At 30.9% G+C, this 16,156-nt stretch carries 12 protein-coding genes and 1 riboswitch; of the genes, 9 read left to right on the forward strand and 3 right to left on the reverse strand.

Annotated features, from left to right (window positions below):
• Positions 1–67 precede the first annotated feature (67 nt).
• Complete coding sequence (ahpF, locus tag B3040_RS17760; RefSeq protein ID WP_414632550.1) at positions 68–1,594, reverse strand: alkyl hydroperoxide reductase subunit F; 1,527 nt, start codon at positions 1,592–1,594, stop codon at positions 68–70.
• A 16-nt stretch (positions 1,595–1,610) separates the two neighbouring features.
• Positions 1,611–2,174 (reverse strand): alkyl hydroperoxide reductase subunit C, encoded by a 564-nt coding sequence (gene ahpC / locus B3040_RS17765; RefSeq protein ID WP_291576271.1) that lies wholly within the window; start codon positions 2,172–2,174, stop codon positions 1,611–1,613.
• A 377-nt stretch (positions 2,175–2,551) separates the two neighbouring features.
• Positions 2,552–2,639: riboswitch (cyclic di-GMP riboswitch) on the forward strand.
• 240 nt (positions 2,640–2,879) lie between these two features.
• Here ahpC and B3040_RS17770 point away from each other — a divergent pair.
• Positions 2,880–3,884 (forward strand): ketoacyl-ACP synthase III, encoded by a 1,005-nt coding sequence (locus B3040_RS17770; protein WP_291576274.1) that lies wholly within the window; start codon positions 2,880–2,882, stop codon positions 3,882–3,884.
• Between the two features lie 70 nt (positions 3,885–3,954).
• Positions 3,955–5,487 (forward strand): methyl-accepting chemotaxis protein, encoded by a 1,533-nt coding sequence (locus B3040_RS17775; RefSeq protein ID WP_291576277.1) that lies wholly within the window; start codon positions 3,955–3,957, stop codon positions 5,485–5,487.
• Between the two features lie 269 nt (positions 5,488–5,756).
• Here the strand turns inward: B3040_RS17775 and sstT are convergent, their stop codons facing one another.
• Positions 5,757–6,995: a serine/threonine transporter SstT gene (sstT, locus tag B3040_RS17780; RefSeq protein WP_291576279.1), complete on the reverse strand. Its 1,239-nt coding sequence runs from the start codon at positions 6,993–6,995 to the stop codon at positions 5,757–5,759.
• A 1,391-nt stretch (positions 6,996–8,386) separates the two neighbouring features.
• Here sstT and B3040_RS17785 point away from each other — a divergent pair.
• The 7 genes from B3040_RS17785 (at position 8,387) to B3040_RS17815 (ending at position 16,127) form a co-directional block, all read left to right on the forward strand.
• On the forward strand, positions 8,387–9,082 hold the full coding sequence (locus B3040_RS17785) for an HD domain-containing protein (protein WP_291576282.1): 696 nt from the start codon (positions 8,387–8,389) through the stop codon (positions 9,080–9,082).
• Between the two features lie 115 nt (positions 9,083–9,197).
• Positions 9,198–10,484 (forward strand): transcriptional regulator, encoded by a 1,287-nt coding sequence (locus B3040_RS17790; RefSeq protein ID WP_291576284.1) that lies wholly within the window; start codon positions 9,198–9,200, stop codon positions 10,482–10,484.
• Positions 10,485–10,532: 48 nt separating this feature from the next.
• Positions 10,533–10,670 carry a hypothetical protein gene (locus B3040_RS17795; protein WP_291576286.1) on the forward strand — a complete coding sequence of 46 codons (138 nt, stop codon included), beginning with the start codon at positions 10,533–10,535 and terminating at the stop codon, positions 10,668–10,670.
• A 699-nt stretch (positions 10,671–11,369) separates the two neighbouring features.
• Positions 11,370–13,388: a M4 family metallopeptidase gene (locus B3040_RS17800; protein ID WP_291576289.1), complete on the forward strand. Its 2,019-nt coding sequence runs from the start codon at positions 11,370–11,372 to the stop codon at positions 13,386–13,388.
• A 419-nt stretch (positions 13,389–13,807) separates the two neighbouring features.
• Positions 13,808–14,743 carry a TIM barrel protein gene (locus tag B3040_RS17805; protein ID WP_291576291.1) on the forward strand — a complete coding sequence of 312 codons (936 nt, stop codon included), beginning with the start codon at positions 13,808–13,810 and terminating at the stop codon, positions 14,741–14,743.
• A 135-nt stretch (positions 14,744–14,878) separates the two neighbouring features.
• Positions 14,879–15,733 carry a TIM barrel protein gene (locus tag B3040_RS17810; RefSeq protein ID WP_291576293.1) on the forward strand — a complete coding sequence of 285 codons (855 nt, stop codon included), beginning with the start codon at positions 14,879–14,881 and terminating at the stop codon, positions 15,731–15,733.
• Entirely contained in the window at positions 15,723–16,127 is a 405-nt protein-coding gene (locus tag B3040_RS17815; RefSeq protein WP_291576295.1) for an NUDIX hydrolase, read from the forward strand. Before B3040_RS17810 ends, B3040_RS17815 begins: the two co-directional genes overlap by 11 nt.
• The last annotated feature ends 29 nt before the right edge of the window (positions 16,128–16,156 follow it).

Genomic DNA, 16,156 nt, shown 5'->3' on the forward strand with positions numbered 1-16,156 from the left:
CCCAAACTCTCTAAAGAAGAGCCTGGGAACTTTTAAAAGTTTTGAGCGAAATCTATTGATTTTATGGTTAACTACGGATTAAGTAATCAAAAGCTCCTAAAGCTGCAGTTGCGCCTGAACCCATGGAGATGATAATTTGTTTGTAAGCACTGTCAGTACAATCACCAGCAGCAAATACTCCAGGTACACTTGTAGCACCATACTTATCTACAATTATTTCTCCAAATCGACTACGATTAACTTCTTCTCCTAACCAATCTGTGTTTGGCACAAGACCAATTTGAACAAATACTCCTTGAAGTTCAATATGATGAATTTCACCATTATCACGGTTGATATAAGAAATACCGTTAACTTTATCAGTACCTGTGATTTCTTTTATTTGAGCATTTTTTATAACAGTTACATTAGGTAAGCTGTAAAGGCGTTTTTGAAGTACAGCATCAGCCTTTAATTCTGGCATGAATTCAAGTACTGTTACATGTCTTACAATACCAGCAAGGTCAATAGCAGCTTCTATACCAGAATTACCACCACCAATAACTGCTACATCCTTTCCAGCAAATAATGGACCATCACAGTGAGGACAGTAGGCTACACCTTTAGTTATAAACTCCTCTTCACCAGGTACACCGACCTTACGCCAGCGAGCACCAGTTGAAATTATCACTGTTTTTCCTTTGAGGATAGCACCGCTTTCTAGTTCAACTTCAATATAATCCTTCTTTGTAAGGCGCTTTGCACGTTGTAATTTCATTACATCCACGTTGTATTGGTTAACGTGTTCTTCAAGGCTTGCTACAAGCTTTGGACCTTCTGTATATTTCATACTAATAAAGTTTTCTATGCCTAAAGTATCCATAACCTGACCACCAAAGCGTTCAGCAACTAAACCTGTACGAATACCCTTACGAGCTGAGTAGATAGCAGCACTTGCACCAGCAGGACCACCGCCAATGATTAATACATCATAAGGCTCTTTATTAGATAGTTCTGATACATCTTCATCAGTGCCTAATTTTCCTAGAATTTCTTCAATAGTCATACGTCCACTGCTGAAGAATTCTCCATTTAAATATACTGAAGGCACCGCCAAGATATTTTTACTTTCAACTTCATTTTTGAAAGCAGCCCCATCTATCATGGTATGGGTAATATTTGGATTAAGAATACTCATTAAGTTTAGACTTTGCACCACTTCAGGGCAGTTGTGGCAGCTAAGACTAATATAAGTTTCAAAATTGTATTTTCCACTAAGGTTTATGATTTGATTAATTACTTTTTCATGAACCTTTGGAGGTCTTCCACTGGTTTGTAGTAAGGCCAACACTAGTGAAGTAAATTCATGGCCTAAAGGAATTCCAGCGAAGGTTATTCCAGTATCCTCATTAGGGCGGTTTATGCTAAAGCTTGGAGTTCTTTCAAGCACTGCTTTTTCTACTGTGATTTTAGAGGACATTTCGGCTAGCTCCCTAACTAGGGCCACCATGTCTTTAGATATATCATCAGAGTCTGCATTTATTTTGATCAGCACATTGTTTTCCATTAATTCAAGGTATTGTGATAATTGAGCTTTTATATCTGCATCAAGCATCATAGGATTAAACTCCTTAAATTTTTCCTACAAGGTCTAAATGTGGTTTAAGAGTTGCAGCTCCTTCTTTCCACTTAGCTGGGCAAACTTCACCTGGATTATTTCTAACATATTGTGCTGCTTTAATTTTATTAACTACAGTGCTTGCATCACGGCCAATACCGCCTGCGTTAATTTCTACTGCTTGAATAACTCCATCAGGGTCAATGATGAAAGTTCCACGATCAGCAAGACCGTCTGCTTCAATTAGAACATCAAAGTTACGAGATAAAGTATGTGATGGGTCGCCAATCATAATGTATTGGATTTTCTTTATAGTTTCTGAGCTATCATGCCATGCCTTATGTGTAAAGTGAGTATCAGTCGAAACAGAGTAAACTTCTACTCCAAGTTTTTTTAAAGTTTCGTAATTATCTTGTAAATCCTCTAATTCTGTTGGGCAAACGAAGGTAAAATCTGCTGGATAGAAGCAAACTACACTCCAGTGTCCTTTGAAATCTTCTTCAGTAACATCTATGAAGTTACCATTTTGAAAAGCTGATGCTTTAAATTCTTTTACTTGAGTTCCGATTAATGACATAATTAATTCCTCCTAAAATTTAATTTACAAATTGAAATAGTAATTTTGAATGAAAAATCATTTATTTTCCCAGATTATTATGTGTTACTTACTATTTATAAATTCATATAACGATTACTAATTAATAATAATTATTACATGAGAAAGATTATATGTCAATAGGATATTGGAAAATTTTATAGGAGTAAGTAATGAATAGTAGAGAGTTAGCTTATATACTTACTTAATTATTGGGAAGATTTTATTAATGTTTTCTAAAGAACACTACGATAAATAACATTTCATTGAGATAAATTAGTTGTATTATTAGGTAATTTTGTTGAAAAACTTTAATATTCTTACAAATTATGCTATAATATGGTGTATCATAAAATTAAATGTCGAAATGGCAAACTCGTTGAAAAGCGGGGACGCAAAGCTATGGGTCTAAGGGAGAAATAATCCTATGATTGCCAGGTTGCCGAAGTATTTACTTAATTAAAGTACTTACATAATACCACGGGAGACGTATAACTATTTTTATAGAAGTCTTCTTCGGTATTTTTTTGAGCGCTTATTTATAGTCGCCACAAAAATACTATCGGAAATTTTAAAGCAAATGGGGTGAAGTTGTATTTGGATTAGTATAAAAATTGTATTCTTTAAGGCTTATTAAAAGTTGAACTATTTAGTAAAAGTAAAGAGTAAAATTTGGAGGCGATTTATATGTTTAAAAATGTATACATACAAGGGGTGGGAAGTTATCATCCTAAGAAAATAGTAGATAATCAGTATTATGTGAAACACTTTAAAAAATACAATTTAGAAGAACATGCTATTGGATTAATGGAGAAGGTTGGTAGAGAAAAGAGAACTTTAGCAGAGAAAAATGAGACAAGCATAACAATGGCTGTTGAAGCTTGCAAGACTGCACTTGTTAACGGAAATTTAAAACCAGAAGATATAGATGCAATTATATCAGTGTCAGATACTCCAGAGTATTTAACTCCCTGCTGTGCTTTAATATTAAAGAACAAGTTACAAGCTATAAATGTTACAAATGTATTTGATATTAACAATGATTGCATAGGAATGATTACAGGTATAGATATTGCATCAAGATATTTAAAGACTGATAAGAAGTATAAAAGAATTTTAGTAGTTGGAGCTATGAATATAAGTCCATTTGCAAAGGAAAATGACTTGGTGGTATATGGATGTATTTCAGATGGGGCAGCTGCAGTAATTTTAGAGGTAAGGGAAGAAGCTGAGGAAAGAGGAGTTTTAGGGTCTAGAATGTATACAGATGATACCTACAATGAAACTATTAGATTCCCTGCCTGTGGATTATCAAATATAGCAGATATAAACATAAATCCAGATCATAAAAAAATGCAGTGGAACCCCTTTGATTTTGGCTTTTTATCTGAAAAGTGGACAGAGTTAATAACGGGATTGTTAAAGGAAAATGGATATTCCTCAAAGGATGTTGCTCATTATTTTATGTCTCAATTTTCTAAAGCTGATTTAGAATTAACTATTGATATGCTAGGATCAGCTCCTGAGCAAGCTACATTTGTTGGAAACAAATATGGCTATACTGGATGTACAAGTCCGATTATGGCTCTGGATGATAAATTGAAAGAGGAGAAATTTAGTAAAGATGATATTACTATTTTTTGCTCAGTAGCTGGTGGGTATACTATGGCTGCTTTATTATACAAATGGTAGTAAGGAATGGGTAAGAGGATTTTAGAGAGGTTAAGATTTCTAACATAATAATTTAATAAGGAGTGTAATTATGGAGAATCCCGGAAGTATTATTGTAAATTATCAAAAAAGAACGCTAAAATTTGTATTAATTATATACTCAATAAGTGCTTTATTAGCAGGAGGCTTATTTTCAGTGATGAAGTATTTTGGCTTATATAGCGAAATGAAATGGAGTCATCTTGGTGTACTTATTGGTTTAATTATAATTGAATTAGTAATTTTTAGAACTATGTATAAAAAAACCACAAAAGATGAGGAGCATTGGGAAAAGAATTTAAGTATACTTAAGAAAGTTATATTAGTAATCTCCTATGTTAATTATTTATATATTGCGCTATTAGTTCCTTCAAAGGAGCTATGGATAAGTGTTTTTTATTTCATAATTCTTGGGGCTATATTTTTAGATGTTAAGATGAATATAATGTCTATAATCACAAGCATATTATGTCAGGTAGCAGTATTTTTCTTTAATCCTTTTGTGCTTCCAGATAAACAAGTATTTCTGAGGGAGTTAATTATTAGAATCGTAGATATCAGCCTTGTTTCTTTTGGAATTTTTATTTTCACCTTATTTGCTGCTAGATTACTCAAGGAAGTTGAGGCCAATGAAAAGAGTCTTAATGAAAAAAATAATAGTATATCCATATTATTTGGAAAAATATCAGAGTTTGCAGATGTGATGCGTAATTCCAGTGAAACTTTGTCAACTATTATTGAAGAAGAAAATAGTTCTATGCAAGAAATTGCTAGTACAAGCCAATCGATTAGTGCGGACGCTAACGAAATGTTAAATAAATCCTATAAAAGTAAAGAAATATTAGAAACCTTACTAGACATAAATAAGACAGTATCTTTAAAGATAAAAGATACTGAAACTGTATATGAAGAGTTAATGGAGGTTTCTAATTATAATGAAAAATCTTTAAATGATGTTTTAGGAATTATGGACGGAGCAATGAAAAGCATAAAAACAACTTCTGAAGCAACTAAAATTCTGAAGGAAAAATCAAGGCAGATGGATGAAATTTTAACTATGATAAGTAGTATTTCTGATCAAACCAATCTTTTAGCCTTAAATGCTAGCATTGAAGCGGCAAGAGCGGGAGAGGCAGGAAGAGGCTTTTCAGTAGTAGCAGAAGAGGTTAGAAAACTTGCTGAGAATAGCAAGAAGTCTTTAAATGATGTAGACATTATTGTTAAGGAATTTAAAGAGAAAACTCTACAGGTGGAAACGCTGATGGAAGATAATAATGAAAAAATAGAATTTGGAAATAAAATTTTAAGTGAAACCGTTTCAAAGGTAATAAACATGATAAATAAGCAAAAGTTATCAGGTGAAAACATCAGAGAAGTTAACGAACTAATGAATAACTTACTAGAGGAAACAGGAAACGTTGTTGTATTTAATTCTAACATAGTTGAAACTACAGAAAATACATTAAGTGGATTTGAAATTGTAGCAGACTCTGTTAGTAAGAGTGCTGAAGCCAGTGAAGAAATTGCTAGCAGTTCTGAAAAGTTAAAGCTTACTGCTATTGAAATGAATGAATTGGTAAGATAAGTAATAATACAAGTTTTATAAAAAGCTTATATGAAAAATCCTATTAAAGTTGAATTAGAAATTGTTTTATATAAGTTTTAATATGACTAAAGCCCTTCTTGGCATAGATTAGAATGCCTAAGAAGGGCTTTAAAGTTTTGATAAATATATAGTTTATTTTAGGAAGCAATGACTGTTAAACTGTTTACTTATTTAGTATTATAACAAGTATCTATTTGAATATTAATTAGTTTATGAGGCTATTTTTTGTAAAATTATTTAATTATTTATTATGCAGCTTTTTTGATTTTAATTTCTTTTCCTTCTTTTTTCCATTTTGAGAACTCAGCAGCTGCTGTAAAGAGTGCATCGGTAGATGAGTTTAATGCAGTTTCAGCTGAGTCTTGAATAACACCTACTATAAAGCCTACACCAACTACCTGCATTGCAACATCTCCAGGGATTCCAAACAAGCTACATGCAAGAGGAATAAGTAGTAGTGAACCTCCAGCAACTCCAGATGCACCACAGGCACTTACAGCAGATAGTACACTAAGAATTATCGCTGTTCCAAGATCTACATCAATTCCTAAAGTGTTAACGGCTGCAAGAGTTAATACAGAAATTGTAATAGATGCACCAGCCATGTTGATAGTAGCTCCTAGTGGAATTGATACTGAGTAAGTATCTTTATCTAAACCTAAATCTTCACATAAGCTCATGTTTACAGGAATGTTTGCAGCTGAGCTACGTGTAAAGAAAGCTGTAATGCCACTTTCTCTTAAGCATTTAAACACAAGTGGATATGGATTTTGACGAATACATACATATACCATGATTGGATTTACTACTAGAGCTACAAATATCATACATCCAAGCAGAAGTACAAGTAACTTTCCGTAGCTAAGTAGGGATGCAATTCCACTTGTAACAATGGTATCAATTACTAAGCCCATGATTCCAAGTGGTGCAAAGTTTATAACCCATATAACTATTTGAGATAAGGCATCTGAAATATTATTAACCAATGTTTTTGTTGAATCAGCAGCATTTTTTAAAGCAAAGCCTAAAAGTACAGCCCATGAAAGAATACCAATATAGTTAGCATTAAATAGTGCTTTTATTGGATTATCAACTAGATTTAAAAGTAAGGCTTTAAGAACATCTACTACACCACCAGGAGGAGTAACGTTTTCAACTCCAGCGGCAAGGGTCAAATTAACTGGGAACATAAAGCTTGCTACAACAGCTGCAGCTCCTGCTAAAAAAGTTCCTAAAAGATAAAGTATAATAACGGTTTTCATATTCGTTTCATGACCAGACTTGTGTTGGGAGATAGCACCAGTTACTATGAATAATACTAGAGCAGGGGCAACGGCTTTTAAAGCACCTACAAATAAAGAACCAAAAATAGTAATAGGTTTCGCTACACTTGGAGCAGTTACAGCTAAGATAATACCAATAACCAAACCTACAATAATTCTTTTTACTAGACTCAGTCGATTCCATGCATTCATTAAGTTTTTCATAAAGTTCCTCCTAATTATTATAATTTTGAAAAAATTGCATTTTTACACATATTATGAAACGTGAATTATAATTGGGGAGTTTGTCCCAAATAAAGAATATAAATGCATTTATGAAGTATTTGTGAACTTATTCTAACACGGATTTAATAAAAAGTGAAGTAAAATTTAAAATTATCTGAAAGTAATTTATGGTAAATATGAAAAGGATATCATATTAATTAACAAAAAGTCGAAATGTGACAATTTATATCATGAAAGTCATTTTTTTATTTGAGACAAAAATATAACAAAATAAAATATTATTTTGAAGCTTAAATGTTAAATTATGTTGAACATCTATTAGTGGTTTTAAAAGAAAGTATGGTAGTATCAAAATAAAACCTTAGAAATTTTAAAATTCATTTTGAACTTTTGTATGTAGACACCTTTTGCTAATTATTTTAGGCTTATAAACCGAATTTTATGCAATAAAAAAAGTATGCCAATGCATACTTTTTTATTGCATAATCTTTTATTTTAAGTTTTAAATTTAAATTCTTTTAAACAGGCCTTACAGGTAACAGTAATTTTCCCTTTGCCTCTTGGCAATCTAAGTTTTTGTTTACAATAAGGACATTTAGTTATTTTAAATTGACGTCTTTGATTTATTTTATATCTAAGCTTATTAATAAAGGGAGTAACTGCACTAAAATTTAATGGAGCTATATAATAAGGGATTTTTATACCTATTTTATTGAAGATTCTATTAGCATAATTATAGAATGTATCATATTCCTTCTGTCGCTTATAAGTATTCTTGGAGAATACTCTATATGCTGAGTATATAAAAAGGAATAAACTTAATGGGGTAGTTCTTTGCCAAAGACTAAAAAGAAAGCTTAAAAGAAATAAAAATATAGAAAGCAAATCAAAACCATAATATTTTCGATTATAATTCATTTAATCACTCCTAATATTGAAGTTTAATTGATACAATTATAGCTTAAAAATTTATTATATACAATGGACAGAACTTGAGGAATAAGAATAACATTTAATACTAATGTAGTTAAATTTCAAGGTCCAACCATAGAAAAATAAATTACCCATTGATATTAATATTTCACAAGTAAATCATAAAACCGTAAGGTTTATTAAGTGACTAATGTGTTGAAATAATTGAAATTAGACAAAAGGAAATAAAATCTTCATAACTAATGTATAAGTAAGAAAAATTTCATAACTAAAGCATAAATATAATAATTAAGATATAAATTTACTTATAATATAATAAAATTATTGACCACTAAATCAGATAAGAGGTATCATAATAAGTAACAACTATATATTAAAACTAAGTTGTAATTATATAAAGCTTTAAGGGGTAAGGGAGCTTGAATAAGGGGACTAATATGGAAGAAACTATTTTAGAAGAAGGTAAGAAATTCCTTGTTTCTTACTTAAGAGGTAGGATAATAAACTATGAAACTATTCATCCTTGGCGTAATACTTGGGAATTTGTTGTGTTACATTCACTAAGAGTGGAAGAATATGTTAAAAAACTTTTAAATAGAGAAAATCATCAGTTATCTTATGAGGAAGTTTTACTTACAAGATTAGCTACCATATTACATGATGTAGGTAGAATACATATAAGAGAAAACCATGCTACACTAGGAAAAGATATTGTTGAGCAATGGTTAGGTGAAAATAAAGACATAGCTAATGAGGTACATAATATAAATAGATTACTATATTTAATTGAAAAACATTCTGATAAAGAAACAGAAGATGATGATTATTGTTTAAAAATCTTACAGGATGCGGATATTTTAGATGAGATAGGGGCTATGTCTATATTCATGGCTTCAAACTGGATTGATAAAAATAATCCCTATTTTTTCAGATTGCTTTCGGATAGAGTTCAGGGTTTTGAAGTAAATTTTTGTAATGAAGGATTTAAATTGTTAAAAACAGTAGCAGCTAAGAAAATTATGGATGAGAAGAAAAGCTTCATAACTGATTTTAGTAAAGGACTAAAAGAAGAAATATATGGTACAGAGATTTTTGGGGAAGTTACTATAGAAGAGTATTTTGGGGATTATTAAGAATTTTTATGTGTAGATATGTTAATTTTGTGAATAATGAACTATAATGTAAATATAATGCAAAACAAATAAAGACCTTTAAGCAAATTAAATACACCATAAAGGGATGATGTGAATGGAGTTTCTAACACCTGGCCAAAGGTTAAAAAAAATTAGAAAAGAATTAAACATGACTCAAAATGATTTTACAGATGATACAATGACTAGAAGTTATTTTGGCATGATAGAAGTTGGAAAAAGAAACTTAAATAAGAATACTGCAAAGTTAATTATGGAAAAATTAAGATCAAAAGCAAAAGAACTTAATATTGAGATGAACATAGATGAAAACGATTTACTTATGTCAAGAGAAGAAGAAGCAGTAATTTACTGTAAGAGCAAAATGGAAAACAACCCAACTGAAGAAGATGTTAATTCTGTTATTGAAATTGGTTCGAAATATGGACTAAAAGAAGAAGAAGCCAATGCTTATAAGGTGCTTGGGGATATAAAATATGAAAGCTATCAGTTTTTAGATGCTTTTATAGCCTACAGTAATTCTTTAGAAATTTATAAGGAAATAAAAAACATAGATAAACAATGCTACTTAAATAATAGATTGGGTATGTGTAAATTAAGAGAATTAGACTATGTTGAGGCTCTTTTGTATTTTAATAGAGCCAATCATTATGCTGTTGAGTTTAAGGATAAAGTTGTTGAAATAAACTCTATATTTAATATAGCTCTTACTTATAAGAAAATGGGGAAAATAGAAGAAGCACTTAAATATATTGATATATATATATCTAAAATAAGTGATTTTAGTGATTACAGTGAAAGATGTCCTCAGGTTAATATTTTAAAAGCCAATTGTTTAAATGAAAAGGGATATATTGAGGAGTCCATATTAGTGCTAACAGAAACCCTGAACAACTTTACAAATTTAAAAGAAGAGATTAAAGGAACTATTTATAATAACTTAGGCAGTTTTTACTTAGATCTCGGTGATTATGATAGCAGTCTTATTGCTTTTAATAAGTCAGAAAGCATAAGAGTTGAGCATGATGAAGCATTATTGTCTCATACAATAATTAATAAGGCTGAATTATACATTGAAAAGGAGCTTTATACAGAGGCAACCTTACTGCTCAAAATGGGCTGCGATATTGCTAAAAAGTATAATGAGAATTATTATTTAATTGAAGGATATTACCTATTAATTGATGTTTATAAAAAATTATGTAAACTTGAAGAGGCAGAAGAACTATATCATAAAATCATAGAAATAGCTGATACAAAGTATAATTCTTCCCAGCTACTTAAAGCATATTTAAAACTGATAGAACTATATATTAACCAAAACAAGTTAAAAGAAGCTGGTGATATTATAAAAGTGTCACAAAAAATAGGTGGAAATTGGTGATAAGTTATTGTATAATAAAATCATAATGAATAATGGGGGGGATATATTATGAAAAAAATGAAAAAGTTAGTAGCAGGTACTCTAGTAGCGTTACTTCTTTCTGCTGGTTTTAATATTATGAATATTCATGGACCTTCAGATGATCCAAATCCTATAGGCAATAGTAATATTATTCATTTAGGGTAATAATAAATAGGCATCTATAAACAAAAGAGGAAATGTATATACTATAGTATATACATTTATGTTTTATAAGGAATTTATTATGACTCTATTTAGTTATGCTCAAGCAATAGTAATGCATTACTTAAGTAAAAAAATTCCTTTAATAATAATTTTAAGAATTTATGGAACAGCCCATATAGAAATATGTGGGCTGTTTTTTTGTTTCCCTATTTTAGTACTTTGTTCTATTAAAAGGTTACTTAATCAATAAAGTAGTTTTTAAACTAACTATCTATTAAATGTATTAACAAACTAGAAAACTATAAAGAATCTAAAATGTAAAAAAATCAATAAAAAATTAGCAACAAAAATATTTTAAAAAAGTGTTGCCAAGGGGGTGCTTTATATGTATAATAAATACAAGAAGTTAATAATTTGGAAACAAATTCAGATTATTATTCAGATAAAATTAATATTTGCATGATAAATTTGAAGTAAATTTATTATGTAAGTAATCAAGTTACATAAATTTTAACATAAATAATAAATAAACAAGAAAGGAGGGAGTGTAGGAGTTAAGATTAGGCAAATCAAGAATTGGGGAGTTTTATGACATGCCTTTTATTTAACTTTTACAAGATTTGGCGTTTAGCTTTTAACTTAGAATGGAGTGCTTTAAAGAGTACAAATCCAATTATAATTAAAAAGGGGGAAACTTTAATGAAAAAAGTATTAAGTTTAGTAATGGTAACAGCGCTTTCAATGAGTTCAGTTGCTTCTGCTGCATCATTAAACAATGAATCAAATGCACAAGGGTTAAGTCCTAAGAAAATGGAAACAATCGAAAAATTTAGAGAAAAATCAGAGAAGAAAGGGGACAAGTTTGAGGTAAAATGGGATAGCAAAAAGAATGTTCCAAACTTTATTACAGGAACTCTTTCTGAAAAAGGTGTAGATGATTCAAAAGATGCGGCAGCATTTATGAGCAAGAATAAAGATATGTTTGAGGTAAGTGTTGGAGAATTTGTGAATGAATCAGTTGAGGTTGATAGCCTAAACAAAAAACATTACAAAAATAAATTGGTTGTAGATGGTATTCCAGTATACGGAACAGAAGTTATAGTTCACACTAATGAAGATGGAACTGTATACGCTGTTAATGGTAATGTAGAAAGCAATGTAAGCGATAAGGCTTGGAAGAAAGAATTTAAACTTTCAAGTGAAAATGCTATTAAAAATGTATTAAAGGAATTAAATATTAAGGAAAATGAGATTAAATACTCTGCAGATCCTAAGGCTGAGCAATATATATATAATGATAATGGTAATTGGATACCTGTTTATTATGTGACAACTCAATTTATGGCACCTTACTATGGAAATGTAAAAAGTATTGTAAATGCAAACACTGGAGATGTAGTAAAGACCAGAAATGAAATAAAGAAGGTTGCAAGTACTGGTACTGGAACAGGTCTTTTAGCAACAAGAAATTTAAACCTTGACTTAGTAAGTGGAAGATACTATATGAGAGACTTAACTAAGGCGGCGAGAATCGAAACTTATGATGCTAATAGAACAGCTAGATTCCCAGGAACAATAGTTAGTGACGTGGATAATGTTTTTAACGCATCTACTCAATTAGACGCAGTAGATGTACATGCTAACATGGCTGTAACCTACGATTTCTTTAAAAATAAGTTTAATAGAAATAGCTTTGATAACCAAGGAGCAACTATTATAGCAACAGTAAACGGTAGAGATCCACAATATCCAAATGAACCAATGGATAATGCATTCTGGAATGGAACACAAATGGTATTTGGAGATTGTAGTGGTACAACCTTTGCTCATATTGGATCTTCTCTTGATGTTGTAGGACATGAATTCACTCATGCTGTTACAGAAAGAACAGCTGGATTAGAATATGAAAATCAATCTGGTGCTTTAAATGAATCTTTCTCAGATGTTTTTGGTTATTTAATTGAAGGACAAACTAGTGATTGGTTAATGGGGGAGGATTGCTACACACCAAATACACCAGGAGATGCTCTAAGAAGTTTATCTAACCCTACTTTATATAATCAACCAGCTCATATGAATCAGTATCAAAATCTTCCAAATACATCAAGTGGAGATTGGGGTGGAGTTCATATAAACAGTGGGATTCCAAATAAAGCATTCTATCTTGCAGCAACATCAATTAATGATAATAATAAAATGTCACAAATATATTACAGAGCATTAACTTCATATTTAACTCAATACTCTCAATTTACAGATGCCAAAAATGCTTTAGTACAAGCTGCTAAGGATTTATATCCAGCAGATACAACTGTTGCAACAAAAATTAGCGATGCTTTCACTAACGTAGGTATTGGCTCAACTACACCATCAGGAGATACTTACGAGCCAAATAATACAATGAGTGCAGCAGCAGCTTTAACAAGTGGAACAACTTATAGTTCATATATTTATTCTTCAACAGATGTAGATTACTATTATCTTAATTCTTATGCTGGAAGGACTATAACTATAAATTTAACAAATCTTCCAAAGGATTATGACTTATATTTAGTAAATTCAGCAGGAACAGTAGTTGCTAGATCAGAAAACGGAAGCACAACTAGCGAAAGTATATCTTACACAGTTCCTACAACAGGAAAATACTATGTAAAGATTTCAGGTTATAATGGAGTGTATAGCACAACTACACCTTATAGCTTAAAGGCTACATTCTAGTTTAAGTAGCAAACTATAGGGAACTAAAGTTGAGACAAGCTTATACAGGAGCTTGCTTTAGTTCCCAGAAGGCCTTCAAGGTGAATAAAAATAAAATTTCAGCTTGAAAGCCTAACCCATGCCTCTAACTTAAGTAAAGCTTTCACAAAATCCCTTATAATATCTTACCCATGGCCACATGAGAACAGTAGTAATACAACTCATGTGGTTATTTTTATTGTAAGTAAAGTAATCCCTATTATATACATTTTATTAGAGTTAATGGTACAATTGTAATATTAATACATTATATACTAATTATTCTTGTAAGAATTAGCAAGGATAATATAAAGTACGAGTAATTAATAAAAATATTTGATAATCAAGAAGGCTTAATGAATAGATAATGTGTATGCTCAAAGCTTTAAGGGGGAATAAAAATGGTAATTGATGAGATAACACAAGACAGGGAAGGCAAATACATAAAGAGATTTTTAATAGGACAATTTGAGACTTTTGACATAGATAAGCAAAACAGAGATTTTAGAGAATACTTTTTTGGTGTTGAGGCTACTCAAATGGAGTCCAAGGAGGAACTCAAGATACTTAGGCAGAACCTTAGGGACAGAAGGTTACAAATGGGAATTCATTTTCCACTATTAAAAAATCAGTGGAGAGCAAGAGATCCACAGTATCTTTCTAAAGATACTAGAACTTATGAAGAATCAATAAAGTATATGGAGGAAGATTTTAAAAGGTCACAGGAATTTAATCCAGATTATATTTTACTTCATTATCCAAAGCCAGTTATTTTAGACGATGAAGTAGATTGGTCATACTGGAGGTTTTATGATAAAACTGAGTATTACTATGAATCTGAAATATCTTATGAGTTTTTTGAAGAAAGAAGCAGAAATTTTTTTAAGATCTTATGTGACCAAGGAAGAAAATATAACTTTACTCCAGTTTTAGAGTTAGACGGATTAAATAAATTTATATATGGAACTAAACTTTTAGAAGAGCTATTAGAGGAATATCCTAGCATAAAACTATGTCTGGATTTTGGAAGAATACATATACAGGATTGCATAGACAAAAACTTTAAGGCCTTAGAAATAATCAAAAGGTTTGGAAAGTATACTCATTTAGTTCATCTTTGGAATGCTAAGGTTGATTCAAATGGTCACTATCCAGCATTGCCTTCACTTAAGGTGGGAGAAGGCTGGGGGGATATGGCTGTATATTTTAATACTTTAAATAGTGTGAACAATAGCTATAAAGTTTTGTTTGAACATAAATCAAATCTAATAAATGATGAAGAATTGGAAGAATGCTATAGATGGGTCAATGAACTTGTAAGTGAAGTAAAAAAATAGGAAATTTATGGTAAATGTAATTTATAAAATAAATATAAAAATTAAGGATATAAAAGTTTAGACTATTAACAGAAATATGGTACAACAAAGCAATGGGATTGTACCGCTCTTTAATAGGAGTAGGAGTATAAAATCATGGGAAACAGATTAGGAATGTCGGGAAGTATAATTTATTCAAACCCAGAGCTATATTCGGAATTGTTTATGAAAGGGATTAAGCATATAGAGATTGGGGAATTTTCTGAGGAAGAGGATTTTAATAAGTTTTTGGAAGTTTGCAGGGAAAAGGGTTGCACCTTTGGGATTCACTCCCCATTGTTACGAAGTGGAAGCAAATATGATTTAATTGAAAAGTTAAAGTATGAACCAAGTGAAGCTTGGGACATGCTTGAAGCTGAAGCAGAAAAATTATCAGCCTTAGGAACACAATATATTTTGGTTCATTTTCCTTACTTTAAGGGAGAAGTGGAAGTTAATACAGATGAGTTAATAGAAAAAGGGCTAAAAAAATTAAAGTGCATTCAGGAGAAGTATGGAATTAAGATAGTCTGTGAGCCTAAGTTAGGACTGAATCGCTGTAGTGAAGGAATAAACTATCTTCAAGAATTTCCTATAAACATATGGAGAAAGTATGATATACAATTATGCATAGATATTGGTGATTACATAATAGCTACAAGTGAAGAGCTGTTAAATTATTTAAAAAAGTGGAAGGAATTTATAGCAGAAGTTCATTTACATAATATACATTACGAAGAATGGGAATATATTTGGACACCGGTTCATCCATCACAGGAGCAAGATGAAAAATTTCATAAGGTTGAAGAGATAATTAAGTTTTTAGCTGGAGGTAAAGATGTAACCTTTGTTTTTGAGCATACTCCAGAAACTAATCCTAGCAGGGAATATGTTCAAGAGGGCATTGAATGGGTAAGTAAAATTATTAATGGTGATAAATGTGATTTGGGGGGAAGTTGTAATGGGATTTAATGATTTTTATAGATTTAGTGTACATGCTGTAATTACAAATAGTGAAGGGAAAGTTCTGCTGCTAAAGCAAACTTATAGTGATAAGCGATGGGGACTTCCAGGAGGTGGCATTGAGCCAGGGGAGACAATACATGAAGCTATTAAACGTGAGTGCAGGGAAGAATTAGGGATAGATATAATAGTAAAAGCTTTTACAGGCTTATATTATCATAAAAGCTTTAATTCTCAGGTTGGTATTTTTAAGTGTGAATTACCAGAAGAAGCAATCATAAGATTAAGTAGTGAGCATTCAGAATATAAATGGGAAGACATACAAGAGCTTAGTGAAGTTCAAAGGTTGAGAGTTGAAGATTCCATAAATTTTGCTGGTAATGTTGTTAGTAGAGCTTTTTAAAATATGTGTAAAGGCGAGTAATGTTAAGA

The sequence above is a fragment of the Clostridium sp. UBA4548 genome, from assembly GCF_002387895.1.
GTDB lineage: Bacteria > Bacillota > Clostridia > Clostridiales > Clostridiaceae > Clostridium_J.

Excerpts from the sequence above, each read along its gene's own strand:
- ahpF (WP_414632550.1), bottom strand. The coding sequence starts at position 1,594 with ATGCTTGATGCAGATATAAAAGCTCAATTATCACAATACCTTGAATTA.
- ahpC (WP_291576271.1), bottom strand. The coding sequence starts at position 2,174 with ATGTCATTAATCGGAACTCAAGTAAAAGAATTTAAAGCATCAGCTTTT.
- B3040_RS17770 (WP_291576274.1), top strand. The coding sequence starts at position 2,880 with ATGTTTAAAAATGTATACATACAAGGGGTGGGAAGTTATCATCCTAAG.
- B3040_RS17775 (WP_291576277.1), top strand. The coding sequence starts at position 3,955 with ATGGAGAATCCCGGAAGTATTATTGTAAATTATCAAAAAAGAACGCTA.
- sstT (WP_291576279.1), bottom strand. The coding sequence starts at position 6,995 with ATGAAAAACTTAATGAATGCATGGAATCGACTGAGTCTAGTAAAAAGA.
- B3040_RS17785 (WP_291576282.1), top strand. The coding sequence starts at position 8,387 with ATGGAAGAAACTATTTTAGAAGAAGGTAAGAAATTCCTTGTTTCTTAC.
- B3040_RS17790 (WP_291576284.1), top strand. The coding sequence starts at position 9,198 with ATGGAGTTTCTAACACCTGGCCAAAGGTTAAAAAAAATTAGAAAAGAA.
- B3040_RS17795 (WP_291576286.1), top strand. The coding sequence starts at position 10,533 with ATGAAAAAAATGAAAAAGTTAGTAGCAGGTACTCTAGTAGCGTTACTT.
- B3040_RS17800 (WP_291576289.1), top strand. The coding sequence starts at position 11,370 with ATGAAAAAAGTATTAAGTTTAGTAATGGTAACAGCGCTTTCAATGAGT.
- B3040_RS17805 (WP_291576291.1), top strand. The coding sequence starts at position 13,808 with ATGGTAATTGATGAGATAACACAAGACAGGGAAGGCAAATACATAAAG.
- B3040_RS17810 (WP_291576293.1), top strand. The coding sequence starts at position 14,879 with ATGGGAAACAGATTAGGAATGTCGGGAAGTATAATTTATTCAAACCCA.
- B3040_RS17815 (WP_291576295.1), top strand. The coding sequence starts at position 15,723 with ATGGGATTTAATGATTTTTATAGATTTAGTGTACATGCTGTAATTACA.